At 72.1% G+C, this 24,924-nt stretch carries 23 protein-coding genes and 1 pseudogene; 9 read left to right on the top strand and 15 right to left on the bottom strand.

The genetic code is table 11. The features are described from left to right. Positions 1-82: 82 nt before the first annotated feature. Positions 83-712, top strand: a complete 630-nt coding sequence (locus ACZ66Z_RS15085) for a DUF4396 domain-containing protein (protein WP_469934409.1) — start codon at positions 83-85, stop codon at positions 710-712. Positions 713-753: 41 nt separating this feature from the next. Here the strand turns inward: ACZ66Z_RS15085 and ACZ66Z_RS15080 are convergent, their stop codons facing one another. Then, positions 754-1,410 carry a sulfite oxidase-like oxidoreductase gene (locus tag ACZ66Z_RS15080; RefSeq protein ID WP_469934408.1) on the bottom strand — a complete coding sequence of 219 codons (657 nt, stop codon included), beginning with the start codon at positions 1,408-1,410 and terminating at the stop codon, positions 754-756. A gap of 179 nt (positions 1,411-1,589) precedes the next feature. Between ACZ66Z_RS15080 and bfr the strand changes: the two genes are divergently transcribed. Continuing rightward, positions 1,590-2,066, top strand: coding sequence for a bacterioferritin (bfr, locus tag ACZ66Z_RS15075; protein WP_123451457.1), 477 nt, complete (start codon positions 1,590-1,592; stop codon positions 2,064-2,066). Between the two features lie 13 nt (positions 2,067-2,079). On the opposite strand, the gene ACZ66Z_RS15070 is transcribed toward bfr, so the two are convergent. Next, positions 2,080-2,328, bottom strand: coding sequence for a (2Fe-2S)-binding protein (locus ACZ66Z_RS15070; RefSeq protein WP_469934407.1), 249 nt, complete (start codon positions 2,326-2,328; stop codon positions 2,080-2,082). Positions 2,329-2,448: 120 nt separating this feature from the next. Further along, complete coding sequence (locus ACZ66Z_RS15065; protein ID WP_469934406.1) at positions 2,449-3,801, bottom strand: class II 3-deoxy-7-phosphoheptulonate synthase; 1,353 nt, start codon at positions 3,799-3,801, stop codon at positions 2,449-2,451. A gap of 168 nt (positions 3,802-3,969) precedes the next feature. Here ACZ66Z_RS15065 and ACZ66Z_RS15060 point away from each other — a divergent pair, with 168 nt between their 5' ends. From ACZ66Z_RS15060 to ACZ66Z_RS15050, 3 genes are all read left to right on the top strand, one after another. Continuing rightward, on the top strand, positions 3,970-6,801 hold the full coding sequence (locus tag ACZ66Z_RS15060; RefSeq protein WP_469934405.1) for an N-acetylmuramoyl-L-alanine amidase: 2,832 nt from the start codon (positions 3,970-3,972) through the stop codon (positions 6,799-6,801). A gap of 90 nt (positions 6,802-6,891) precedes the next feature. Next, positions 6,892-6,948 carry a trp operon leader peptide gene (locus ACZ66Z_RS15055; protein ID WP_371129679.1) on the top strand — a complete coding sequence of 19 codons (57 nt, stop codon included), beginning with the start codon at positions 6,892-6,894 and terminating at the stop codon, positions 6,946-6,948. Positions 6,949-7,056: 108 nt separating this feature from the next. Beyond that, positions 7,057-8,928: an anthranilate synthase family protein gene (locus ACZ66Z_RS15050; protein ID WP_469934404.1), complete on the top strand. Its 1,872-nt coding sequence runs from the start codon at positions 7,057-7,059 to the stop codon at positions 8,926-8,928. A 10-nt stretch (positions 8,929-8,938) separates the two neighbouring features. On the opposite strand, the gene ACZ66Z_RS15045 is transcribed toward ACZ66Z_RS15050, so the two are convergent. The 4 genes from ACZ66Z_RS15045 to ACZ66Z_RS15030 form a co-directional block, all read right to left on the bottom strand. Beyond that, positions 8,939-9,940: a 2-hydroxyacid dehydrogenase gene (locus ACZ66Z_RS15045; RefSeq protein ID WP_469934403.1), complete on the bottom strand. Its 1,002-nt coding sequence runs from the start codon at positions 9,938-9,940 to the stop codon at positions 8,939-8,941. Between the two features lie 113 nt (positions 9,941-10,053). Next, complete coding sequence (locus ACZ66Z_RS15040) at positions 10,054-10,725, bottom strand: response regulator (RefSeq protein WP_469934402.1); 672 nt, start codon at positions 10,723-10,725, stop codon at positions 10,054-10,056. Next, on the bottom strand, positions 10,722-11,933 hold the full coding sequence (gene macS, locus ACZ66Z_RS15035) for a MacS family sensor histidine kinase (RefSeq protein WP_469934401.1): 1,212 nt from the start codon (positions 11,931-11,933) through the stop codon (positions 10,722-10,724). Before macS ends, ACZ66Z_RS15040 begins: the two co-directional genes overlap by 4 nt. Positions 11,934-11,962: 29 nt before the next feature. After that, on the bottom strand, positions 11,963-12,709 hold the full coding sequence (locus tag ACZ66Z_RS15030; RefSeq protein ID WP_469934400.1) for a lysophospholipid acyltransferase family protein: 747 nt from the start codon (positions 12,707-12,709) through the stop codon (positions 11,963-11,965). 172 nt (positions 12,710-12,881) lie between these two features. Here ACZ66Z_RS15030 and ACZ66Z_RS15025 point away from each other — a divergent pair, with 172 nt between their 5' ends. Further along, positions 12,882-13,664 carry an alpha/beta hydrolase gene (locus ACZ66Z_RS15025; RefSeq protein ID WP_469934399.1) on the top strand — a complete coding sequence of 261 codons (783 nt, stop codon included), beginning with the start codon at positions 12,882-12,884 and terminating at the stop codon, positions 13,662-13,664. After that, on the top strand, positions 13,657-14,307 hold the full coding sequence (locus ACZ66Z_RS15020; RefSeq protein ID WP_469934398.1) for a hypothetical protein: 651 nt from the start codon (positions 13,657-13,659) through the stop codon (positions 14,305-14,307). Before ACZ66Z_RS15025 ends, ACZ66Z_RS15020 begins: the two co-directional genes overlap by 8 nt. 34 nt (positions 14,308-14,341) lie before the next feature. Here the strand turns inward: ACZ66Z_RS15020 and ACZ66Z_RS15015 are convergent, their stop codons facing one another. The 6 genes from ACZ66Z_RS15015 to ACZ66Z_RS14990 all read right to left on the bottom strand — a co-directional run bounded on the left by ACZ66Z_RS15015 (position 14,342) and on the right by ACZ66Z_RS14990 (position 19,290). Further along, positions 14,342-15,085: an endonuclease/exonuclease/phosphatase family protein gene (locus tag ACZ66Z_RS15015; protein ID WP_469934397.1), complete on the bottom strand. Its 744-nt coding sequence runs from the start codon at positions 15,083-15,085 to the stop codon at positions 14,342-14,344. 77 nt (positions 15,086-15,162) lie between these two features. Beyond that, a complete protein-coding gene (locus tag ACZ66Z_RS15010) occupies positions 15,163-16,104 on the bottom strand; it encodes an ROK family glucokinase (protein ID WP_469934396.1) in 942 nt (313 codons plus the stop codon). 66 nt (positions 16,105-16,170) lie between these two features. After that, positions 16,171-16,632: a DUF5304 domain-containing protein gene (locus tag ACZ66Z_RS15005; protein ID WP_469934395.1), complete on the bottom strand. Its 462-nt coding sequence runs from the start codon at positions 16,630-16,632 to the stop codon at positions 16,171-16,173. 43 nt (positions 16,633-16,675) lie between these two features. Continuing rightward, positions 16,676-17,797 carry an ArsA family ATPase gene (locus tag ACZ66Z_RS15000; RefSeq protein WP_469934394.1) on the bottom strand — a complete coding sequence of 374 codons (1,122 nt, stop codon included), beginning with the start codon at positions 17,795-17,797 and terminating at the stop codon, positions 16,676-16,678. A gap of 195 nt (positions 17,798-17,992) precedes the next feature. Then, positions 17,993-18,433: an SRPBCC family protein gene (locus ACZ66Z_RS14995; protein WP_469934393.1), complete on the bottom strand. Its 441-nt coding sequence runs from the start codon at positions 18,431-18,433 to the stop codon at positions 17,993-17,995. Positions 18,434-18,534: 101 nt separating this feature from the next. Beyond that, on the bottom strand, positions 18,535-19,290 hold the full coding sequence (locus ACZ66Z_RS14990) for a metallophosphoesterase family protein (protein WP_469934556.1): 756 nt from the start codon (positions 19,288-19,290) through the stop codon (positions 18,535-18,537). A 267-nt stretch (positions 19,291-19,557) separates the two neighbouring features. On the opposite strand from ACZ66Z_RS14990, the gene ACZ66Z_RS14985 reads away from it, so the two are divergent. Then, a complete protein-coding gene (locus ACZ66Z_RS14985; protein WP_469934392.1) occupies positions 19,558-21,354 on the top strand; it encodes an AMP-dependent synthetase/ligase in 1,797 nt (598 codons plus the stop codon). 58 nt (positions 21,355-21,412) lie between these two features. Here the strand turns inward: ACZ66Z_RS14985 and ACZ66Z_RS14980 are convergent, their stop codons facing one another. Next, positions 21,413-22,555: a glycosyltransferase family 4 protein gene (locus ACZ66Z_RS14980; protein WP_469934391.1), complete on the bottom strand. Its 1,143-nt coding sequence runs from the start codon at positions 22,553-22,555 to the stop codon at positions 21,413-21,415. A 118-nt stretch (positions 22,556-22,673) separates the two neighbouring features. Between ACZ66Z_RS14980 and ACZ66Z_RS14975 the strand changes: the two genes are divergently transcribed. Beyond that, positions 22,674-23,957 (top strand): glycosyltransferase 87 family protein, encoded by a 1,284-nt coding sequence (locus tag ACZ66Z_RS14975; protein ID WP_469934390.1) that lies wholly within the window; start codon positions 22,674-22,676, stop codon positions 23,955-23,957. Here ACZ66Z_RS14975 and ACZ66Z_RS14970 read toward each other — a convergent pair. Next, a pseudogene (locus tag ACZ66Z_RS14970) lies at positions 23,918-24,922 on the bottom strand (MATE family efflux transporter); the annotation flags it as partial. The gene ACZ66Z_RS14975 and the pseudogene ACZ66Z_RS14970 overlap by 40 nt on opposite strands. Between the last annotated feature and the right edge of the window lie 2 nt (positions 24,923-24,924).

The raw sequence follows: 24,924 nt of genomic DNA, 5'->3' as shown, positions 1-24,924 counted from the left end.
CGTTTCCCCTTGAGGAATACCCTAGGGGGGTATACGGTTCCTGTGAGGGCAGGAACCGTACACCGGGTTGGGGGCACCTCCCATGCAGCACGACGCACACGCACACCACGACCATGAAGGCCACGAAGGACACGAAGGCCATACCGGTCACGGCGGTCATGAGGGCCACGAGGGACACGGGAACCACGCCGGTCACGAGGGACACGCAGGCCACGGCGACCACCAGGGCCACGCGGCCCACGCCGGCCACGAGGGACATCACGCCCCCGGCGGCACCGTCTCCTGGGCGATGGCGGCCCGGGCCACCCTGCACTGCCTCACCGGCTGCGCCATCGGCGAGATCCTCGGCATGATCGTCGGCACCGCGTTCGGCTGGGGCAACGTGCCGACGATGGTCCTCGCGATCGTCCTGGCCTTCTTCTTCGGTTACGCGCTCACCCTGCGCGGCATCCTGGCCGCCGGCGTCGACTTCAGGACGGCCTTCAAGGTCGCCCTCGCCGCCGACACCCTCTCCATCACCGTCATGGAGATCGTCGACAACGGCGTCATCGCCCTCTGGCCCGGCGCCATGGACGCGCACCTCGACGAGCTGCTCTTCTGGATCGTGCTCGCGATCTCGCTCGGCGTCGCCTTCGTGCTGACCACGCCGGTCAACAAGTGGATGATCGGCCGCGGCAAGGGCCACGCGGTGGTCCACCGGTACCACCACTGACCGCACGACCCCACGACCGCATCACGGACGGTCCGGAGCCGCTACAGCTCCGGGCCGTCTCCCGGTTCCTCCTGGTACGAGTAGCGCTGCTCCGTCCACGGATCACCGAGGTTGTGGTAGCCGCGCTCCTCCCAGAAGCCCCGGCGGTCGGCCGGCATGTACTCCACGCCCCGGACCCACTTGGGCCCCTTCCAGGCGTACAGGTGCGGGACGACGAGCCGCAGCGGGAAACCGTGCTCGGCGGTGAGCAGCTCCCCGTCCTTGTGGGTGGCGAAGATCGTGCCGTCCGCGGCGAAGTCGGCGAGCCGCATGTTGGCGCTGTACCCGTACTCGGCCCAGACCATCACGTGCGTCACCTGGGGTGCGGGCGGAGCGAGCTCCAGGATCGTGCGGGCGGGGACACCGCCCCATTCGGCCCCGAGCATGCTGAACTTCGTGACGCAGTGCAGATCGGCCACGACCGAGGAGAACGGGAGGGCCGAGAACTCCTCGTGGTTCCAGCACCGCTTGTCGCCGTCGGCGGTCGCCCCGAAGACGCGGAACTCCCAGCGGTCCGGCTTGAACTTGGGCACGGGCCCGTAATGGGTGACCGGCCAGCCGCGCTGCAGCCGCTGCCCCGGGGGCAGATCCGGCGGAGAGTCCGGCGAACGATCCGGCCGACCCGCTTCCCGGTGTGCTCCGCTCTCCGGCTGACCCATGTCCTCCATGGTGACAGACGGCGAGGGGTGGTCATGACCAGGCGATCATCCGGGCGGTGCGATTCGGGCAAGTACGACTAAGCCTGCACTTACTGGACGCCCCCCATTCGGGGGTGCGAGGATGCGGCCATACCGCCTGGTGACGACGTAGACACGTAGCGTGGAAGGAGCCTGGAGCGATGCAGGGCGACCCCGAGGTCCTCGAGTTCCTCAACGAGCAGCTGACCGGCGAGCTGACGGCCATCAACCAGTACTGGCTGCACTACCGCATCCAGGACAACAAGGGGTGGACGAAGCTCGCCAAGTACACCCGCGAAGAGTCCATCGACGAGATGAAGCACGCGGACAAGCTGACCGAGCGCATCCTGATGCTCGACGGCCTGCCCAACTACCAGCGGCTCTTCCACGTGCGGGTCGGCCAGACGATCACCGAGATGTTCCAGGCGGACCGCCAGGTCGAGGTGGAGGCGATCGACCGCCTGCGGCGCGGGATCGAGGTCATGCGCGCCAAGGGAGACGTCACGTCCGCCAACCTCTTCGAGGAGATCCTGGCCGACGAGGAGCACCACATCGACTACCTGGACACGCAGCTGGAGCTGATCGAGTCCCTGGGCGAGGCGCTGTACGTCTCGACGCTGATCGAGCAGCCCAGCTAGGGCGCCGGGGGGATCAGGCGGCTTCCTGGAGTTCCGCGACCGTCTCCGCCGTCAGGGCGGGCACGCCCTGGTCCAGGAGCTCGCGTCGCGGGCAGTTGCCGCGCCCGAGGATGGCCTGGATGCGACGGACGCAGGAACCGCAGTCCGTGCCGGCCTTGCAGGCCGAGGCTATCTGGCGGGGCGTGCACGCACCCGCGTCCGCATGCTCCTTGACCTGCTTCTCCGTGACACCGAAGCATGAGCAGACGTACACGCGGTTCACCTCCCGCCGAGATCGTTAAGGCTAACCTAACCTTACCTGGCGGCCCGGGGCCCGAAAAGCCCCGAATGCGGAGATGGGGCCCGGATCACAGATCCGGGCCCCATCTCCGTAGGAACCTACTTACTGATCGCGGTACATCTCCGCCACCAGGAACGCCAGGTCGAGCGACTGGCTGCGGTTGAGCCGCGGGTCGCAGGCCGTCTCGTAGCGCTGGTGCAGGTCGTCGACGAAGATCTCGTCGCCGCCGCCCACGCACTCGGTGACGTCGTCACCGGTGAGCTCGACGTGGATGCCGCCCGGGTGGGTGCCCAGCGCCTTGTGGACCTCGAAGAAGCCCTTGACCTCGTCGAGCACGTCGTCGAAGCGGCGGGTCTTGTGGCCGGAGGCGGCCTCGAAGGTGTTGCCGTGCATCGGGTCGGTGACCCAGGCGACGACCGCACCGGAGGCGGTGACCTTCTCGACCAGCTCGGGGAGCTTGTCGCGGACCTTGTCGGCGCCCATGCGGACGATGAAGGTCAGCCGGCCCGGCTCGCGGTCCGGGTCGAGACGGTCGATGTACGTGAGCGCCTCGTCCACCGAGGTCGTCGGGCCCAGCTTGATGCCGATCGGGTTCGCGATCTGCGAGGCGAACTCGATGTGGGCGTGGTCCAGCTGGCGGGTGCGCTCACCGATCCAGACCATGTGGCCGGAGGTGTCGTACAGCTTCCCGGTGCGGGAGTCCGTACGGGTCAGGGCGCCCTCGTAGTCGAGCAGCAGCGCCTCGTGGGAGGCGTAGAACTCGACGGCCTTGAACTCGGCCGGGTCGGTGCCACAGGCCTTCATGAAGTTCAGGGCGTTGTCGATCTCGCGGGCGAGCGCCTCGTAGCGCTGGCCCGAGGGGGACGACTTCACGAAGTCCTGGTTCCAGGCGTGGACCTGGCGCAGGTCGGCGTAGCCACCGGTGGTGAAGGCACGGACCAGGTTGAGCGTGGAGGCGGAGGCGTTGTACATCCGCTTCAGGCGCTCGGGGTCCGGGATGCGGGCCTTCTCGTTGAAGTCGAAGCCGTTGACGGAGTCGCCCCGGTAGGTGGGGAGCGTCACGCCGTCTCGGGTCTCGGTCCCCTTGGAGCGGGGCTTCGAGTACTGACCGGCGATGCGGCCGACCTTCACCACGGGCACGGAGGCCGCGTAGGTGAGGACGGCGCTCATCTGGAGCAGCGTCTTGAGCTTGGCCCTGATGTGGTCGGCCGACACGGCGTCGAAGGCCTCGGCGCAGTCGCCGCCCTGGAGCAGGAACGCCTCGCCACGGGCGACGGCTCCCATCCGGGCGCGCAGCTGGTCGCACTCGCCGGCGAAGACGAGCGGAGGATACGACTCGAGGTCCGCGATCACATCGCGCAGAGCCTCGGCATCGGGGTACTCGGGCTGCTGCGCCGCGGGCAGGTCTCGCCAGGTCGCCTTGGCGACGGCGTGGGAATCAGCGTTCACGGTCACAACCACCACAGTAAGGGGTTCTTCGTCCGGTCCTGTCCCCTGCCCAATGACTGAGACGCGCGCCCCCCGCGTCACACCCGAAATGTCCGCCGAGGATCTTCAAGTCGTCGAGTGGTGTTACCCTCTGGCCCGTTTGACACGAGCAAAGTCGAATCCACAGGGGTGGGCGTGACCCAGAGGCACCGCAGGGACCGCAAGAAGAAACGACTCTTGTACGGGGCGGCGGCTGCTGTCGTCGCCACCGCCACCATCGGCAGCATCGCAGTCGCCTCGCCGGGCCTCCTCGGCGCGGCCGGCGACAGCAGGTCCGGAGGCGATGCTTCCCTCCAGACGCAGTTCGCAAACGCGGCCCGTGAGTTCGATGTGCCGCAGAGCGTGCTGATGGCGGTGTCGTACCGCCAGACCCGGTGGGAGTCGCACGAGGGGCAGCCGAGCACCACGGGCGCGTACAACGTCATGGGGTTGACGAAGGTCGACGCCGAGGACGTGGAGCAGGACACGGACGAGCACCTGCTCGACCTGATGAACCGGAGCGGCGACCCGCGCGTCGAGAAGCGGTTCGACGGGAAGAAGGCGCTGGCCGCCCTCCCCGAGGACGAGACGAAGGTCGACACCTCCGACCCGACGCTGCACACGCTCGACAAGGCCGCCGAGCTGATCGACGGCTCGACCGAGTCCGTGCAGAACGACAGCGCCGCCTCGATCCGCGCCGGTGCCGCGCTCCTCGCCGAGTACCAGAAGCAGGCCGGCGCCGAACTGTCCGAGGATCCCGGCGCCTGGTACCCGGCCGTGGCCCGCTACAGCCAGTCCGAGGACCGGAAGGGCGCCGACCTCTTCGCGAGGCGCGTCTTCGAGTCCATCAAGACGGGCGAGCGGGAGATCACCGCGGACGGCGAGCAGGTCGTCCTGCCGGCGGACCCGTCGGTGGAGCCGGTCAAGCCGTCGAACGTGCCGCTGGCGGCGAGCTCCGCGGCCACCACCGACACCCCGGCGGTCGAGTGCCCGACCGGCCCGACGGCCCCCGTCTGCACCTTCATCCCGGCCGCCTACTCGCAGAACGACGGCAACTACAACATCGCGAGTCGCGGCACGAACGGCTTCGACGTCCGCCAGATCGTCATCCACGACATCGAGGGCGACCACGACGGGGCGGTCTCGGTCTTCCAGAACCCGCTGAGCTACGCCAGCGCCCACTACATCGTGCGCGCCGACGGCCGCGTGACGCAGATGGTGGAGACCAAGAACGAGGCGTACCACGCCGGCAACAAGACCCTCAACATGCACTCGATCGGCATCGAGCACGAGGGCTACGCCATCAAGGGCGACGCCGGCTGGTACACCGAGCCGGAGTACGAGTCCTCCGCGGCCCTCGTGAAGCACTTGGCCGCGAAGTTCTCCATCCCGCTGGACCGCGAGCACGTCATCGGCCACGACGACGTGCCGAGCATCACGGACACCACGCGCCAGGACCACTGGGACCCGGGCCCGTTCTGGGACTGGAACCACTTCATGAGCCTGGTGGGCGCCCCCACCGGTGCCGGTGGCGCGGGCGGCCTCCTCCAGGCCGGACAGCTCGTCCGGATCGTCCCGCCGTTCACCTCGGCCAACCAGCAGCAGATGAAGTACACGGAGAAGGTCGGCGACCAGTACGTCACCAAGACCACCGTGGCGCTGCCGGTCAACTTCGGCTACCTCTACTCGGAGCCGGTGGCCGACCAGAGCATGGCGCTGACCGACCCGTACGTTCAGGCGAACTGGCAGGAGGGCGCCAACTGGACGAACAAGGTCACGGCCGGCAGCACCCACGTCGTCGCCGAGTCGCGCACCGACTGGACCGCCATCTGGTACGGCGGCAAGAAGGCCTGGTTCTACAACCCCGGCGGCCAGTACACGGCCCCCGCGGGCGTGAAGACGGCGATCACCGCCAAGGACGGCGCCGCCTCGATCCCGGTCTACGGCCGCACCTACCCCGAGGACGCCGCCTACGCGGGCACCGGCGTCCCGGTCCAGAACAACAACAACGCGTCCCTGACGAAGTACAGCCTCCCGGCCGGGCAGCTGTACGTGAAGGCCGGCGACCCGGTCCCGGGCGACTACTACTACAGCGCCTACAACACCGACGGCACCCGGGTCGTCGGCAAGACCAACGTCTTCGTCCCGATCCGCTACAACCACCGTCTGGCGTGGGTGAAGGCGAGCGACGTCAAGGAGGTCGCCACCACGGCGTCCGTCCGCACCGACAACCGCTACAACGTCATCGCCCGCGACTCCTCCGGCGTCCTCTGGCAGTACCAGGGCACCGGTTCCGGCGCCGCGCCGTTCCTGGCCAAGTACCGGGTCGGTCCCGGCTGGCAGATCTACAACGCCGTCACCCCGCTGACGGCCCTCCGGGCCGACGGCACCGGGGACGTCGTCGCCCGGGACAAGGACGGCGTGCTCTGGTACTACCGGGGCAGCGGCAACCCCTCCGCCCCGTTCAAGGCGCGGCTCAAGGTCGGCGGCGGCTGGAACGTCTACAACAAGCTCCTCGGCGCGCGGGACATGAACGCCGACGGCAGGCCGGACCTGATCGCCCGCGACGCGTCGGGCGTCCTGTGGCTGTACACGAACACGGGCGCCACCCCGAACCCCTTCGCGACCCGGGTGAGGGTCGGCGGCGGCTGGAACGTCTACAACGAGCTCATCAGCACCGGCGACATGACCGGTGACGGCAAGCCGGACCTGATCGCCCGCGACACGACCGGCACCCTGTGGCTGTACAAGAACACGGGCGGCTCCCCGAACCCGTACGCCACCCGTGCCAAGGTCGGCGGCGGCTGGGGCGTCTACAACGTCATGGTCGGCCCGAGCGACCTGGACAAGGACGGGAAGCCGGACCTGATCGCCCGCGACACGACCGGCACCCTGTGGTTCTACAAGAACACGAACGGCTACCCGAACCCGTACGCCACCCGCGTCAGCATCGGCAGCGGCTGGGGGGCCTACAACCTGATCGTCTGATCGACGCAGGTCGGCCCCGGGGCCCGTTCCGCACCGTCCACGGTGCGGAACGGGCCCCGCTCGCGTGTCCGGCCGGGTTACAGTGCTCCCATGTACGCGCACGCGAACCAGAACTGGTGGTGGACCGCTCATCCGGCGGCCCACTGATCGCGCGTACACCGACAGACACGCGAAGGCCGCCCGAGGGGGCGGCCTTTCTCGTACCCGGGCCGTTCCTCCTCTCCGTACATCCGCTCGGAAGGAACGACACGCCCCATGGACCTCTCCCGTCTCCTCGACGACTCCTGCCCTCCCTTCGCCCTGCTGCGCCGCCGCACCCCCGGCCGCGACCACGACACCGTCGAGGTGCTGATCGGCCGGGTCCACGAGGCCGAGCGCCTCGCGGAGCTGCCCGTCGGCCCGATGCCGACGCTCGCCCTCGTGCCGTTCCGGCAGATCCGGGAGCGCGGCTTCGACGTGCGGGACGACGGCACCCCGCTCTCCGTGCTGGTCGCCGACGAGGCGTACGAGCTGCCGCTCGCCGAGGCCCTGGCCGCACTGCCCGCCCACGACGTGCGGGTGGAGGGCGGCGGGTTCGACGTCTCCGACGAGGCCTACGCGCGGACCGTGCGAAGGGTCGTCGACGAGGAGATCGGCTCCGGCGAGGGCGCGAACTTCGTGATCCGGCGCACCTACACCGGCGGGATCCCGGGCTTCGGGCGCGCCGACGCGCTCGCCCTGTTCCGGCGGCTGCTCGCGGGCGAGCGGGGCGCGTACTGGACGTTCGTCGTGCACACCGGGGAGCGGACGCTCGTCGGGGCGAGCCCCGAGGTGCACGTGCGGATGACGGGAGGGACGGTCGTGATGAACCCGATCAGCGGCACGTACCGCTACCCGGCCGGGGCCGCCCCGACCGCCGAGGGCCTGCTCGCCTTCCTCGCCGACCGCAAGGAGACCGAGGAGCTCTCCATGGTGGTGGACGAGGAGCTGAAGATGATGTGCACGGTGGGCGACATGGGCGGGGTGGTGGTCGGGCCGCGCCTGAAGGAGATGGCCCATCTCGCGCACACGGAGTACGAGTTGCGGGGCCGGTCCTCGCTCGACGTGCGGGAGGTGCTGCGGGAGACGATGTTCGCGGCGACCGTGACCGGGTCGCCGGTGCAGAACGCCTGCCGGGTGATCGAGCGTCACGAGGAGGGCGGCCGGGGGTACTACGCGGGCGCGCTCGCCCTGCTCGGCACGGACGGGAGCGGGGCGCAGACGCTGGACTCCCCCATCCTCATCCGGACCGCCGACATCGCCGCCGACGGCCGGCTGCGGGTGCCGGTGGGGGCCACGCTGGTGCGGCACTCGGACCCCGGGGGGGAGGTCGCGGAGACCCACGCCAAGGCGGCGGGCGTCCTCACGGCCCTGGGGGTGCGGGAGGGCCGGCCGGTCGACCCGTCGGCGCCGGTGCCGCCGCGGCTCGCCGACGACCCCCGGGTGCGGGCCGCGCTCGACGCGCGCCGCGCGGACCTGGCGCCGTTCTGGCTGAAGATGCAGGCCCGCTCCGCGGAGCTGTCCGGGCACGCGCTGGTGGTCGACGCCGAGGACACCTTCACGGCGATGCTGGCGCACGTCCTGCGCTCCTCGGGCCTGGAGGTGTCGGTGTTCCGCTACGACGAGCCGGGGCTGCGGGAGCTGGCCCTCGCCCACGAGGGTCCGGTCGTCCTGGGGCCCGGTCCCGGGAACCCGTCGGACGCCGCCGACCCGAAGATGCGCTTCCTGCGCGGTCTGACGGGCGAGCTGGTGCGGGACCACCGCCACGGTCTGCTGGGCGTCTGCCTCGGGCACGAGCTGATCGCGGCCGAGCTGGGCCTGGACATCGTCCGCAAGCGGACCCCTTTCCAGGGGGCGCAGCTGCGGATCGACCTCTTCGGCCGGCGGCAGACGGTCGGCTTCTACAACAGCTTCACGGCGCGGTGCGACGACCGGACGGCGACGGAGCTGGCGCTGCACCGCATCGAGGTCAGCCGGGACGCGGAGACCGGTGAGGTGCACGCCCTGCGCGGACCGGGCTTCGCGGGCGTGCAGTTCCACCCGGAGTCGGTGCTCACGACGGACGGGGCGGCGCTCACCGCCTCCCTGCTGGCGGGCGTGCTGGTCTAGGGCCTGGTCGTCAGGTCCGGGCCCTCGGCACCAGGACGTTCTCGCTGCGCCGCCCGGCGACGTGGTCGAGGACGTTCTGGACGGTGACCTCGATGATCTGGCCGACCGCGTCGGCCGTGTAGTACGCCTGGTGGGAGGTGACCACCACGTTCGGGAAGGTGACCAGCCGGGCCAGGGTGTCGTCCTCCACGGCCTCCAGGGACTTGTCGAGGAAGAAGAGCCCGGCCTCCGCCTCGTACACGTCCAGGCCGACACCGGTGAAGCGGCCGGCCCGGAGCTCGGTGACGAGGGCCTCGGTGTCGACGAGGCCGCCGCGGCTGGAGTTCACCAGGATGGCGTCGTCCTTCATGGCCTTGAGGGCGGCGGCGTCGACGAGGTGGTGGGTGGCCTCCATGAGCGGGACGTGGAGGCTGACGAGGTCGGCCTCGGCGAGGAGCCGTTCCTTGTCTACGTACTTCATGCCGAGTTCCACGCAGGCGGGGTTCTCGGCGACGTCCCAGCCGAGGAGTTCCATGCCGAAGCCGTGGGCGATGCGGGTGAAGGCCTCGCCGATCCTGCCGGTGCCGAGGACGCCGACGGTACGGCCCCGCAGGTCACGTCCCATCAGGCCGTCGAGCCGGAAGTCGAAGTCGCGGGTCCGGTTGGAGGCGCGGACGATCCGGCGGTTGACGGCCAGGGCGAGGGTCCAGGCGAACTCGGCGACGGAGTACGGCGAGTAGGAGGAGACCCGGGCGACGGTGAGGCCGAGTCGTTCGGCGACCTCCAGGTCGATGTTGTTGAAGCCCGTGGAGCGCTGGGCGATCAGCCGGGTCCCGCCGGCCGCGAGGGTCTCCAGGACCCGGTGGTTCAGGTCGGCGTTGACGCTCGTGGAGACGATCTCGTAGCCGGCGGCGATGGGGGCGGTGTCCTCGTCGAGGAAGACGTCCAGGCAGCGGACGTCGTGGTGTCCCGCGAAGGCCTTCTCCATGAGGGGCTTCTCGTCCGCCTGCACGCCGAATGCCAGGATGTCCACGAGGTTCCCCTCATCGTCACGACGGGCCGCATGTGCGCGTATGTACGCGTATGTGCACGTGTACGCGTACGTGCGAGTATCGCGCACGTACGGCCCTTCGTCCTCCCGGCGCCTCAGGCGTCGTCGAGGCCGCGCTCGATGGCGTACCGGACGAGCTCCACCCTGTTGTGCAGCTGGAGCTTGCCCAGGGTGTTCTGGACGTGGTTCTGCACCGTGCGGTGGGAGATGACCAGGCGCTCGGCGATCTGCTTGTAGCTGAGCCCCTTCGCGACGAGCCGCAGGACCTCCGTCTCGCGCTCGGTCAGCTGCGGGGCCTTCGGCTCGTCGGCGCCGGCCGCCGGGGCGGGCTCGGAGGCCAGCCGGCGGTACTCGCCGAGGACCAGCCCGGCCAGGCCCGGCGTGAAGACGGGGTCGCCGACGGCCGTCCGGCGGACCGCGTCGATCAGCTCCCCCGTACTGGCCGACTTCAGGAGGTAGCCCGTGGCGCCGGACTTGACCGCCTCCAGGACGTCGGCGTGCTCGCCGCTCGCCGAGAGGACGAGGACCCGCAGCTCGGGCCGGCCGCCGACGAGCTCCTTGCAGACCTGGACGCCCGGCTTGACCGGCAGGTTCAGGTCCAGGACGAGGACGTCGGGGCCGGCCGCGACGGCGCGGCGCACGGCCTGCTCGCCGTCGCCGGCGGTGGCGACCACGTCGAAACCCGCCTCGGCGAGGTCGCGGGCGACCGCGTCCCGCCACATCGGATGGTCGTCGACGACCATCACCTTGATCCGCTGCTCGCTCACTTCTCCCCTGCCTTCCCCCGTGGAACCTTCAACTCGACTTCCGTGCCCTGACCGGGGACCGAGACCAGCTCGGCCGTGCCGCCCAGATCCCGCAGTCTCCCCCGGATGGACAGGGCGACGCCCATCCGGCCCTCGCCCTCCGCCTGCGCGAGACGGCCCTCCGGGATGCCGGGGCCGTCGTCCCGGACGGTGACGATCACCTCGTCCGACCAGTCCTCGATCAGGATCCACGCGTGCGCGTCCTCGCCGGCGTGCACCCGGACGTTGTCCAGGGCGGCCCCGACGGCGGCGGCCAGCTCGCGGGCCGCGGCCGGCGGCAGGAGGACCGGGGCGCCCGGCTCGGAGAGCGTGGTCCGGGCCCCGGCGCGCGGGGCGAGCAGGACGCGGAGGTCGGCGGGGGCGTCCGCGTCGGCTTCGTCGTCCACGTCCACGACCCGGACGACGGCGCCCTCGGACTCGTCCTCGGAGACCAGGCTGGGCCGGGCGAGCCCGCCCGCGACGAGGGTGCGGAGGGCGACCTCCTGCTCCCCCGCCATCCGGCCGAGCTCGGCCGCCTCTCCGCCGAGCGCGGTGCCGCGCCGCTGCACCATCGCGAGGACCTGGAGGACGCTGTCGTGGATGTCCCGGGCGAGCCGCTCCCGCTCCCGGGTCGCGGCCTCGATCTCCAGGGCGCGGGCGAGGGTGCGCTCGGAGGCGCGGGCGACCTCGACGACGTAGCCGATGGCGATGGAGGCGACCCAGACGAGGAGCACGTTGTGGAGGGTGTCCCGGCTGGGGTGGCCGCGCTCGACGATGTTGGCCACGGCGACCAGGGAGGAGGCGGCGCCGGCCCAGCGCCAGCCGCCCTTGACGGCGTAGGCGAGGACGGAGCCGGCGGTCCATATCGACGGCAGGGTGGGGCCGTCGAAGGACTGGGCCTGGGCGTCGGCGAGCGGGGTCAGGAGGATGCCGACGAGGGCGACGGCGAGGTCGGCGCCGAGGAAGCGCCTGGTGCAGCCGGCCGCGTTCGCCACCTTGGGGAGGGTGGCCAGGGTCCAGCAGCACAGCACCGCCAGATAGCCGACGGCGATCCAGGGCCGCTCGTAGCCGCTCCGGTTGAAGGCGAACAGCAGGACCGCATAGACCATCGTCAGGACGCGGTAGCCGGTCAGCGCACGCCACAGCGGCTGCTCGACCGACATGCGCACGACACGCTCGCGCTTGGCCATCTCCCCCACCCCCGGGTCCCCCGCGGGACCTACGCGCCGGACTCTTCCCGAGCGGCGATCTCGGCCTTGACGGCCTCCTTGGCCGCCTTCTCCGCGTCCGCGATCTGCCGCTTGGCGGCCGTCGCGTAGATGTCGACGTACTCCTGGCCGGACAGCTTCATGATCTCGTACATGACCTCGTCGGTCACCGAGCGGAGGATGAAGCGGTCCCCCTCCATGCCCTGGTAGCGGGTGAAGTCCAGCGGCTTGCCGATCCGGATGCCCGGGCGCATCAGCTTGGGGAGGACCTTGCCGGGCGGCTGGATCTTCTCGGTGTCGATCATGGCGACCGGGATCACGGGCGCGCCGGTGGCCAGGGCGACGCGCGCCAGACCGCCGGGCTTGCCCCGGTAGAGGCGTCCGTCGGGCGAGCGGGTGCCCTCGGGGTAGATGCCGAAGAGGCCGCCGCCCTCGATGACCTCGATGCCGGCCTTGATCGCCGCCTCGCCCGCGCCGCGGGCACCCGAACGGTCCACCGGGAGCTGGCCGACGCCCTTGAAGAAGGCGGCGGTGAGCTTGCCCTTCACACCGGGGGTGGTGAAGTACTCGGCCTTGGCGATGAAGGTGACCTTGCGGTCCAGCACGGCGGGCAGGAAGAAGGAGTCCGAGAAGGACAGGTGGTTGCTCGCGAGGATCGCGGGTCCCTCGGCGGGGATGTTCTCCAGACCCTCCACCCAGGGCCGGAAGGCGAGCTTCAGGGAGCCTCCGAGGGAGAACTTCATTGCGCCGTAGATCAACTCGCCATGCCTTCCGTGTGCCGTCGCCACGACTTTATCCCGTACCGGCGCACGGCCCCGGCTACGGCCCTGGTCGGTGTCGGTCCGGTCGCGTACCGTGAAGGTCCTTCCCCACATTCCGTCGCTCCGGCGCACCCGAAGACGCCGGAGTCGCAACGAACAGGAGACCCCGGTGCCGGTCCTTCCCGGAGCCGAGCCGTACCGCCACGAAGGCGGAGAGGTCGGCGTCCTTCTCTGTCACGGATTCACCGGTTCCCCGCAGTCCATGCGTCCGTGGGCCGAGTACCTGGCCGAGCGCGGCCTGTCGGTGTCGGTGCCGCTGCTGCCGGGGCACGGCACCCGCTGGCAGGACATGCAGCTCACCACCTGGCACGACTGGTACGCGGAGGTGGACCGGGCCCTGCGCGAGCTCCTGGACCGGTGCCGGACCGTCTTCGTCTTCGGCCTCTCCATGGGCGGGGCCCTCGCGCTGCGGCTGGCCGCCCAGCACGGTGACGCGGTGCGCGGCATCGTCCTGGTCAACCCGGCGAACAAGGTGCACGGCGTCGCCGCGCACGCGCTGCCCGTCGTCCGGCACCTGGTCCCCTCCACGAGGGGCATCGCCAGCGACATCGCCAAGGAGGGCGTGACCGAGCTCGGCTACGACCGGGTGCCGCTGCACGCCGCGCACACCATGCGGCGGCTCTTCCGGACGGTGGACGCGCAGCTCCCCCAGGTCACCCAGCCGGTGGTACTGCTCCACAGCCCCCAGGACCACGTCGTGCCGCCCGCCGACTCGGCCCGGATCCTCTCCCGCATCTCCTCGACGGACGTCGAGGAGATCCTGCTGGAACAGAGCTACCACGTGGCGACGTTGGACCATGACGCGGAGCGGATCTTCGACGAGAGCCTGGCCTTCGTCGAGCGTCTGGCCCCGGAGCTGGTCGACGGGAAGGGGAGCAGGAGCGGTGGCTGAGCAGCAGGACGGCGACGGGCGGGAGCCGCAGCCCGTCGACGAGGAGGCGGCCTGGGCCGCGATCGTCGCCGGGTACGGCGAGGAGCCCGCGGACCCTCCGGGGACGAAGCCGTTCCGGCCCGTCGAGAACCTGTCGCTGCCGGAGCCGGAGGACGGGGAGGACGGGGCCGCCGGGGAGGTCCGGCCCGTGAAGGGCACGGCCTGGAAGCCGAGGCCGAAGCCCGCGGAGACCGCGCCGGAGGACGGCGGGACGGAGGAGGACCCGGAGGCGGGCCCCGAGCGGCCGGCGCTCGGCAGCTCGATCGTGTTCGCGCCCGGGGTGCGGACGGGCGGCCCCCGGGACCACTCGCCGGCCGAGCCGGACGACACGGCGGGCGGCGGCGACGAGGGCCACTTCGTCCCGCCGGAGCCGCCTCCGCTGCCCGAGGCGGACACGACGACCAAGTTCGCCTGGCTCGCGGTCGTCGGCGGCCCGGTCCTGATGCTGCTCGCCGTGCTGCTCCAGTGGGACATGACCTGGTGGCTGACGACGCTCTGCGTGGGCGGCTTCCTGGGCGGCTTCGCGACCCTGGTGGCCCGGATGAAGCACGACGACGACGATGACGACGGCTTCGACGACCCGGGGCGCGGGGCGGTGGTGTAACCGCCGGGCGCCCCGCGGGACGCGGACCGCCGCCCTAGGTCGCGGGGACGCGGACCGCCGCCAGCACCGGGAGGTGGTCGGTGGCGGCCCGCAGGTCCTCCGGGTCGAGGTCCGTCGGGACTCCGCAGCCGAGGAACTCGACGCCCGGGGTCGCCAGGATCGCGTCGATGCGCTGGTGCGGGTCGACGGGGGTCGAGGTGTACTCGCCGCCCCAGGGGCTGACCGCCCACCCGTCCTGGAGCTCCTCGGCGAGGCGGGTGAAGGCGGGGCCGCCGGGGCGTTCGTTCAGGTCGCCGGCGACGAGGGCGTACGGGGTGCCGAGGGCGGCGACCCGGTCGAGGACCATCCCGGCCTGGGCGTACCGCTCGTCCTTCCGCAGGCTCAGGTGGCAGCTGACGAGGCCGACCCGGGCCCCGCCGAAGCGGACGACCGCGGTCGCGAGGCCGCGCCGGTGCAGGCCCGGCGTGAGCGGCAGCAGGACGTCCTCGGTCCGCTCCACGGCGGCCCGCAGGGAGCAGAGCAGGAGCGGCCCCGCCGCGGTGGCGCCGCCGCTCAGGACGACGAGCTCGCTCTTGGCGGCGAGCCGGGCGGCGTGTTTGCGCCAGCGGAAGAAGCGAGGGGCTTCCTGGACGAAGACGAGGTCCGGGGCGCAGGCGCGGATCACCCGCGCGAGGGCGTCCTCGTCGTCGCGCATCGAGCGGACGTTGTAGCTCAGGACCCGGAGGACGGCCGAACCGTCGCTCTCGGTCCGGGAGTTGGGCAGCTCACTGATCGCCATGACGGCCAACATACGACGACCGCCCGCCGCGTCCGGGAGGACGCGGCGGGCGGTCGTCGTACGGCCCCGTACGGAGCTCAGCCCTGGCGGGCCAGGTCCGCGGCGCCGACCAGGCCGGCCTTGTTGCCCAGCTGGGCCGCGAGGACCTGCGCGTGCGGCCGCCACTGCCCGCCGATCAGCCAGCGCCGGAAGGACTTGCGAATGGGGTCGAGGACGAGGTCCCCCTCGTCCGAGACGCCGCCGCCGACGATGAACGCGGACGGGTCGAAGAGCGAGGCCAGGTCGGCGAGGCCGGCGCCCGCCCAGCGGGCCAGCTCGCGGAAGGAGTCGATGGCCACCGGGTCGCCCGCGCGGGCGGCCTCGCTGACGTGCCTGCCCTCGATGCCCTCCGGGGAGCCGTCGCCGAGGCCGAGGAGGATCTCCGCGCGCTCCGGGGTGGCGTTGGCGCGCTGCCTGGCGTACCGGACGAGCGCGCGCCCGGAGGCGTACTGCTCCCAGCAGCCCTGGCTGCCGCAGCCGCACAGCAGACCGTCCGGGACGACCCGGATGTGGCCGAACTCGGCGGCCACGCCGAAGCGTCCGCGGCGCAGCTTGTTGCCGATGATGATGCCGCCGCCGAGACCGGTGCCGAGGGTGATGCAGATGACGTCCTCGTGGCCCTGGCCGGCGCCGAAGCGGTACTCGCCCCAGGCCGCCGCGTTGGCGTCGTTCTCGACGACGACGGGCAGACCGACCCGCTGCTCGACCTTGTCCTTGAGCGGCTCGTGCCGCCAGTCGATGTTCGGCGCGAAGAGGACGGTGGCACGCTTGTCGTCGACGTAGCCCGCGGCTCCGATGCCGACGGCCTCGATCGAGTGACCCTTGCCGGCCTCGGACACGGCGGCGCAGATGGCGTCGACGATGCCTTCGGGGGTCGGCGGGGTGGGCACGGTGTGCGTGTCGAGGATGTTGCCCTCCTCGTCGACCACGCCGGCCGCGATCTTCGTGCCGCCGATGTCGACGCCGATGGTGAGTCCCATGTGTCCCTCAGTTTTCGGTCGAGCCCCGCTAAGGCCCACCGTACCCGAGGGGAGGTGCCCCACCGATCAGTCGAGGTCGATGTGCTGGCCGGTTCCGGTCCCTCCGTCGTCCTCGCGGGGGACGTCCGGGTCGGCGTCCCGACGCGGGTCGTCGTCCTCGGGTACGGCGCCGCCGCGGGTCCAGCGGCTCTCGTGGCCCTCGACGGCGGAGCGGTAGGCGGCGAGCAGCTCGCTGCCGGCGGCGGCGAGGTGGTCGAAGACCTGCGGGTTGCGCTCGATGACGGGCTCGACGACGGCCTTCGCCTGGTGGACGAGCTGCTGCACGGTCTGCGCGGCGGCCTGCGCGGCCTGACCGCCGAGGAGCGGGTTCCCGAGGCCGCCGGAGACCTTGTCGGCCACGGCCTCGAAGAGCCTGCGGAACTCCTCCGCGGGCGAGCCGGGCTCGGCCGCGCGCTGCGCCCGACGACGGGCCCTCTCCGCCTCCAGGTCCTCGGCACAGGCCTTGGCCCAGGCGTCCGAATCGCTCATGGCGTACTCCTCAATGGCTGTTACTTCGACGGTACACGCCCGTTCAGGAGGTACGGGGCCAGAGACCCGGGTCCGGGGTGAAGCGCACCCGGAGGTCCCCCTCGACGAGCCCGGCGCCGGTGACCGTGCAGCGGCGCAGGGCGCCCGGCAGCGGGACGCCGCGGCGGAACGCGCCGACGGTCAGGAGCAGTTCGTCGCCGCGGCGGACGAGCGAGAGCTCCTCCTTGACGGCCCCCGGCAGGGGGATGTGCCAGACGAGGACGCCGTCCTTCTCGCGCCGGTCCTCGACGGTCCACTCCGGTACGGGGGCGGGGACCGGCGCGGGCCGGGCGGCCGCGAGGAGGAGCAGGTCCTCGGCTCCGCGCGGGGCGCGGCCCAGGTGCGGGAGCTCGTACAGCTCGCCGGCGGCGGTACGGAGCTCCGCGAGGTGCCGGTGCTGTTCGGCGGTGAGCCCGGCCAGCCACGGGTCCTCGGAGCCGGCCGGGAGGATCCGGTTCGCGACGACGGCGTCGAGGGCGAGGCGCTGGACGGCGAGGCCGAGCCGGGCGGTGCGCAGGGTGCGGGCGGCGGCGGGGCCGGGTTCGAGGACGAGGCGGACGGTGGTGGCGGGGGCCTCGACGACGGCCTGGGCGGCGGCGAGCTCGGCCTCCCAGCGGGCGGTGGTCTCGTACAGCCACTGCGCGGGCATGGGGACGCCGGCGAGCTGGGCGAGCATCGGGCGCAGGGCGCGGGCGGCCTGGCGCTCCGGGGGCAGCAGGCGGCGCAGATAGCGGCGGAGCTGTCCGGGGAGGGCGAGGAGGGCGAGGGCCTCGGGGAGCGGGGGCAGGTCGACGACCGCGAGGTCGTGGTCGCCGGCGGCGGCGTCGCGCAGGGCCCGCAGCAGGGCGAACGGGCGGCTGCCCGGGAGCTCGGTCAGTTCGGCGTCCTCGAAGGGCGCGGCGCCGAGCAGGTCGAGGGCGGCGGAGGAGCGGGCCTGGAGGGCGAGGAACTCCCGGCGGAAGTCGGCGCCGGGCTCGGGCCGGAGGATCCGGAGGCCCTCGACCGGTTCCGCGTCCTCGGAGACGAGCAGGACCCGGCGGCCGGCCCGCGCCTCGGTGAGGGCGGTGGCGGCGGCGAGGGTGGTGCGTCCGGCGCCGCCGGGGCCGGTGACAAGGATGATCCGCATACGGGCGACGTTACCGGGCCCACCCCGCGCCCCCCGTTGTGGGCAGTCGTTCCGTGGGGGCGTTGCCCCCGCCCACCCCCGTTGCGGGCAACCGTTCCGCCGGGGCGAAGGGGGTCCCCCCTGCTCGAGCGGGAGGATTGCCCACACGGGCAGGGGGCGGAAGCGCACCGCCCAGCCGGGATCGGGGGCTCGGAATCACGCGCCCGATTCGACGCGCTTCTTCAGGCCGTCCAGCGCCCGGTCGATGATGACCTTCTCCGCCTTGCGCTTGATCATGCCGAGCATGGGGATCTTGACGTCCACGGTGAGCTGGTACGTCACCTCGGTGCGGCCGGCGCCGAGCGCCTTCAGGAGGTAGGAGCCGTCGAGGGAGCGGAGCATCTGGGACTTGACGAGGGTCCAGCTGACCTCGTTGTCCCCGGTCCAGGTGTACGCGAGGGTGTGGTCGTCCCTGATGGCGCCCGCGTCGAGGAGGAGGCGGACCTTCTCCGCACGGCCCGCGGAGTCCTTCTCCAGGACCTCCGCCTCCTTCACCTCGCCGGTCCACTCCGGATAGCGGGCGAAGTCGGCGATCACGCCCATGACGTCGGCCGGCGCCGCCTCGATGGTGATGCTCGAGCTGGTGTGTTCGGCCATCGCGGTGGCTCCTCCACTGTGCGGTCCGGCGGAAGTAAAGGCGGAAGCAAAAGGGCACAGACGTGCCGACGGAAGGCTATCGCGCCCCCGTGCCCCCGCCGTCACCACTCCAGGGCGAAGGGCGTCCCGGTCGAGGCGAAGTGGCCGACGTTCACGCACTCGGTGGAGGCGATCCGCATGCGCCGGGCCAGCGGCTGGTGGACGTGGCCGAAGAGGGCGTAGCGGGGGCGGACCCGGTGGATGGCGTCGAGCAGCGCCCGGCTGCCGCGCTCGAAGCGGCGGGCGACCGTGTCGTAGGTCAGTTCGGGGACGTCCGGCGGGATGTGGGAGCAGAGCACGTCGACGTCGCCGAGGGCCTCGACCTTGGCCGCGTACTCCTCGTCCGAGATCTCGTACGGGGTGCGCATGGGCGTGCGCAGCCCGCCGCCGACGAAGCCGAGGACCAGGCCGCCGAGCTCGATCCGGTCGCCGTCGAGGACCGTGGTGCCGGGGCCTGCGTACTCGGGCCAGAGCCGGGGGATGTCCACGTTCCCGTAGGTGGCGTACGTGGGGGTGGGGAAGGCGGCGAAGAGTTCGGCGTACTGGCGGCGGACGGCGGTCTCGACGGCGGTCTCGCGGTCGACGTCGAGCCCGGCCCAGAGGCGGCGGCCGAGGTCGCGGGCCTCGTCGAAGCGGCGGGCGGTGCGGAGCTCGACGATCAGGTCGGCGTTCTCGGTGCCGAAGAGATCGGGGAAGATCCCCCGGCTGTGGTCGGCGTAGTCGAGGAAGAGGACCAGGTCACCGAGACATATGAGGGCGTCGGCGCCCTCCCCCGCCTTGGCGAGGTCGTCGGCGTTGCCGTGTACGTCACTGACCACATGGACTCGCATGACCCCACCTTAGGGGGTGTCACCTGCGGTTACTTGGGAGTCGTGAAAGCTGTGGATTACTGTGCGCAGAGCACCGTCACACCGGTGTGACGCACGGAACATCTGGCCGGGACCCCCTATCGGGAACCGTGTACTGACGAGTAACGTCCGGGCAGTCCAGTCGTGCTCACCCCCACTGAGCACCTGCCCGATCATGGACTTCACCGGTGCATCACACAGAGCCGTGGCGCCGGCGCCCGATGAGGAGCAGCAGTCTTGCGCGAGTTCAGCCTTCCGGCCCTGTACGAGGTCCCCACGGACGGCAACCTGACGGATCTCATCCGCCGCAACGCCTCCCAGCACCCAGACGTCGCCGTGATGGGGCGCAAGGTCGACGGCGTCTGGACGGACGTCACCGCCACCGAGTTCCTCGCCGAGGTCCGCGGGGTCGCCAAGGGTCTGATCGCCTCCGGCGTGGAGCCGGGCGACCGGGTCGCGCTGCTCTCCCGCACGCGCTACGAGTGGGTGCTCCTCGACTTCGCGGTCTGGAGCGCGGGCGCGGTGACCGTGCCGGTGTACGAGACGAGCTCGCCGGAGCAGATCCAGTGGATCCTGGGCGACTCGGGCGCGACCGTGGTGCTCGCCGAGAGCCCGGCGCACCAGGCCGCGGTGGAGTCCGTACGGGACCGGCTCCCGGAGCTCAAGGGCGTCTGGCAGATCGAGGACGACGCGGTCGCGCAGCTCACGGCCACCGGCATGGACGTCTCCGACGAGCTGCTCGACGAGCGCATGTCGGCGGCGCACGCGGACGACCCGGCGACGATCGTCTACACCTCGGGCACGACGGGCCGCCCCAAGGGCTGCGTCCTGACCCACCGGGCCTTCTTCGCCGAGTGCGGCAACGTGGTGGAGCGGCTGAAGCCCCTCTTCCGTACGGGCGAGTGCTCGGTGCTGCTGTTCCTGCCGGCCGCGCACGTCTTCGGACGGCTCGTCGAGGTCGCGTCCGTGATGGCGCCGATCCGTCTTGGCTGCGTCCCGGACATCAAGAACCTCACGGACGAGCTGGCCTCGTTCCGGCCGACGCTGATCCTGGGCGTGCCGCGCGTCTTCGAGAAGGTCTACAACTCGGCGCGGGCGAAGGCGCAGGCCGACGGCAAGGGCAAGATCTTCGACAAGGCCGCGCACACGGCCATCGCGTACAGCCGGGCGCTCGGCACCCCGCAGGGCCCGTCCTTCGGGCTGAGGCTGAAGCACAAGGTCTTCGACAAGCTGGTCTTCAGCAAGCTGCGGGCGGTGCTCGGCGGTCGCGGCGAGTACGCGATCTCGGGCGGCGCGCCGCTGGGCGAGCGGCTCGGCCACTTCTTCCGGGGCATCGGCTTCACGGTCCTGGAGGGCTACGGCCTGACGGAGTCGTGCGCGGCGACCGCGTTCAACCCGTGGGACCGGCAGAAGATCGGCACGGTCGGCCAGCCGCTGCCGGGCTCGGTGGTGCGGATCGCCGACGACGGCGAGGTGCTGCTGCACGGCGAGCACATCTTCACGGAGTACTGGAACAACCCGGCGGCGACGGCCGAGGCGCTGGCGGACGGCTGGTTCCACACGGGTGACATCGGCACGCTCGACGAGGACGGCTACCTCGCGATCACCGGCCGCAAGAAGGAGATCCTGGTGACGGCGGGCGGCAAGAACGTCGCTCCGGCGGTCATCGAGGACCGGATCCGGGCGCACGCGCTGGTCGCGGAGTGCATGGTGGTCGGCGACGGGCGTCCGTTCGTGGGCGCGCTGGTCACGATCGACGAGGAGTTCCTGGGCCGCTGGGCGAGCGAGCACGGCAAGCCGGCCGGTTCGACGGCGGCGTCCCTGCGGGAGGACGCCGAGCTGATCGCGGAGGTCCAGCGGGCGGTCGACGACGGCAACGCCGCCGTCTCCAAGGCGGAGTCGGTCCGCAAGTTCCGCATCCTCCCGGCCCAGTTCACCGAGGAGGCGGGCCACATCACCCCGTCCCTGAAGCTGAAGCGGAACGTGGTGGCGAAGGACTTCGCGGACGAGATCGAGTCGATCTACAGCAAGTAGGAGCGGGTGCGGAGGGGCCCGGGGCGATCGCATCGCCCCGGGCCCCTCCGCGCTCTCCCTACAGCAGTTCGCGCAGTCGCTCCGCCAGCAGGTCCCAGCGCCAGCGCTCCTCCACCCAGGCCCGGCCGCGCTCGCCCATGCGGGCGCGGAGCTCGGGGTCGAGGAGGAGGGTGGCGACGCGGTCGGCGGTCTCCTCGGCGGACTCGCCGCGGACGACCCAGCCGGTCTCGCCGTCGAGGACGGCGTCGGGGGCGCCGCCGGAGTCGCCGGCGACGACGGGGAGGCCGGTGGCGGAGGCCTCCAGGTAGACGATGCCGAGGCCCTCGACGTCGAGGCCGCCGCGCCGGGTGCGGCAGGGCATGGCGAAGACGTCGCCGGCGCCGTAGTGGGCGGGCAGCTCGGACCAGGGCACGGCGCCGGTGAAGCGTACGGATCCGGTCACGCCGGTCTCGGCGGCGAGGCGGCGCAGGTCCTTCTCGTACGGTCCGCCGCCGACGACCAGGAGGACGGCGTCGGGGACCCGGCGGAGGATCGCGGGCACGGCCCGGATCAGGGTGTCCTGGCCCTTGCGGGGGACGAGCCGGGAGACGCAGACGACGACGGGACGGTCGCTGAGCCCGAGGCGGGCGCGGACCTCGTCGCCGCCCGAGCCGGGGTGGAAGGTCTTCTCGTCGACGCCGGGCGGGAGCTGGACCATGCGGCCGGCGGCGGCCGGGGTGAGGGCGCTCGCGATCCGGGAACGGGTGTACTCGCCGAGGTAGGTGATCGTGTCCGTGCCCTCGCCGATGCGGCGCAGGAGCTGCCGGGCGGCGGGGAGCTGGGCCCAGCCGGCCTCGTGCCCGTGGGTGGTGGCGACGAGCCGGCGGGCGCCGGCCCGGCGCAGCGCGGGCGCCATCAGGCCGAGCGGCGCGGCCGCGCCGAACCACACGGACGCGCAGCCGTGCTCGCGCAGCAGCGCGGTGGCGCGGGCGGTGACCCGAGGAGTCGGCAACAGCATGGTGGTGCGATCCCGCACGACCGTGAAAGGCTGTTCGGCGTCGAACGCGGCCGTCGCCTCGATCCCTTCGCGGCTGCGCTTCCAGGTGGAGGCGTAGACCACGATCCGGTCGGGGTCCAGGCGGAGCGCCATGTTGTGCAGGAAGGCCTGGATTCCGCCGGGACGCGGCGGGAAGTCGTTGGTTACGATCAGGGTCTTGTGCATCGTGGCCGACAGTACGCGATCGCCTGCACCGCCCGGCACCACACCTGCCCCGCCACCGCGGGCCGACAGGACCACGACCGCCCCCGCCACCGCGGGTCGACAGGAGAAGGACGCGACAGTGACGACGGGTGCGGCGGGGAACGGGTCACGCACGAGCCTGCGGCTTCCGCTCGGCCTGTGGGGTCTGTCCCGGGTCCTTCTGCTGCTGTGCGCCTTCAAGGTCGTGGTGGTCCCGGGGCCGGACATCACCTTCGACGTGTCGAACATCTACCAGGGCTGGTACGAGGTCCTGCGGACGGGCACGTATCCGCTGGACGACGTCACCTGGCAGTACCCGCCGGCCGCCGCGTTCGCGATCCTCTCCCCCAGGCTGCTGCCGTTCCTCGGCTACGCGTCCGCCTTCTTCGTCCTCGCCTTCCTCTGCGACGCGCTCGTCTTCGGGCTGCTCCTCCACACGGGCCGCCGCCCCGGCCGCTCGTCCCGGGGTGCCTGGTTCTGGCTGGCGGGCGTCGCGCTGCTCGGCCCGACGGCGTACGCCCGGTACGACGTGATGGTCACCGCCGTCGCGGTGGCGGGGCTGCTCGCGGCGGGCCGCAGCCCGCGCGTGCTCGGCGCGCTCGCCGGTTTCGGCGCTGTCCTGAAGGTGTGGCCGGTGCTGCTGCTCGCCGGCACCCCGAAGGGGCGGGCGACCCTCCGCTCCTGGTCGACGGCGGCGGGCGCGGCGGCGGCGGTGCTCGCGTTCTGCGTGGTGTGGATGCCGGGGGCGCTGGCCTTCCTCGGCTTCCAGCGCGACCGGGGCACGGAGGTCGAGTCGCTGGGCGCGACGGTCTTCCACGTCGTCCGGCACTTCGGCTGGGACGGCGAGGCGCGGATGAACTACGGCTCGATCGAGTTCCTCGGCCCGTACGTGTCCGCGGTCTCGACGGCCGCGCTGGTCCTCACGATCGCCGCGTTCGGCTGGCTGCTCGTGTGGCGGCTGCGGGCGCGGCACTTCGCCTCGTCGACGGTGGCGGACGCGGCCTTCGTCGCGGTGCTGCTGTTCACGACGACGAGCCGGGTGCTCTCCCCCCAGTACATGCTGTGGCTGGTCGGTCTGGCCGCGGTGTGCCTCGCCTACCGGTCGAGCCGGATGCGGCGGCCCGCGCATCTGGTGCTCTGGGCGACGGCGGTGACGCAGTTCGAGTTCCCGGTGTGGTTCTCGCACGTGACGCGGAGCGATCCGCTGGGCATGGCGGTGCTGTTCACCCGGAACGGCCTGCTGGTCGCCGCCACCGTCATCGCCTGCGGGATCCTGTGGCGCCACACGGTGGCGGAGCCGCGGCTCGCGGCGGCCGGGGTCGGGAGGATCCCCGCGCAGGCGACTCAGCCGGAGCGCGAGAAGACCCTGTCCGGCTCGCGCTGAGGCTTCCGGGAGGCGCCGAGGGTGCGGCGGTGCAGCAGGCCGAGGGCCGCGCACTGGGCTCCCGTGGCGAGGGCCGTGGCCAGGCAGATCCCGGGGAGGCCGGCGCCTGAGAGGGCGTGGGCGAGCGGGAGTTGCACGAGGACGCCCGCGACGGTGATCCGGGCGGGGTACGGGCTCGCCCCGGTGCCCTCGAAGACGCCGGCGAGCGCGATGTACCCGGCCAGGAGCAGCAGGTGGGGGCCGAGGCAGCGCAGGAAGAGCGCGCCCGCCGCCGCCTCCGGCTCGGCGCCGAAGGCCCGCATCACGGGTCCCGCGCCGAGGAACAGCAGTCCGGCGGCGCCCGCGCCGAGGGCTCCGCCGAGGAGGAGGGCCTGCCGGCCGACGGCCCGGCGCTCGTCCAGGCCCGAGCCGAGGAGGTGGGCGCTGTGGATGGCGGCGGCCTGTCGGACGGAGTAGAAGGCCATGGTCGCCACGTACATGGCCTTGGTGGCGATGCCGTAGGCGGCGATCTCGGTGACGCCGAGCCGGGCGACGACGGAGACGAGCGCGAGGGCTCCGGCCATCCGGACCACGAAGTCGACGGACATGGGCAGCCCGGTGGCGGCGGTGCGGCGCAGTGCGGCGGCCGTGGGCAGGGCCGCCCCGGCGGCCCGGGCGGCCCTGAGGAGCGGGTCGCGGCGCAGGGCGAGGAGGCCCGCGGCGAGGGCGACGCTCCGGCCGGTGACGGTGGCGAGGGCGGCGCCCGGCACCCCGTGCGCGTGGATGAGCAGCGGGTCGAGGACGAGGATCAGCCCGTTGGCGAGGAAGGCGAGCCGCATGGGGGTGCGGGTGTCGCCGGCGCCCTTGAGGATCCCGTCGAGCACGTGCGTGGCGAAGAAGACGGCCGTGCCGGGGAGCGAGATCGCGAAGTAGGCGGTGGCCAGGGCGTGGGCGGGGTGGTCCGAGCCGCCGAGCAGGAGGGCGGCCC

It is taken from the genome of Streptomyces sp. NPDC107498 (assembly GCF_055582805.1).
Note: the sequence above shows the minus strand (reverse complement) of the source record. Positions and strands in the feature narration are given on the sequence as shown.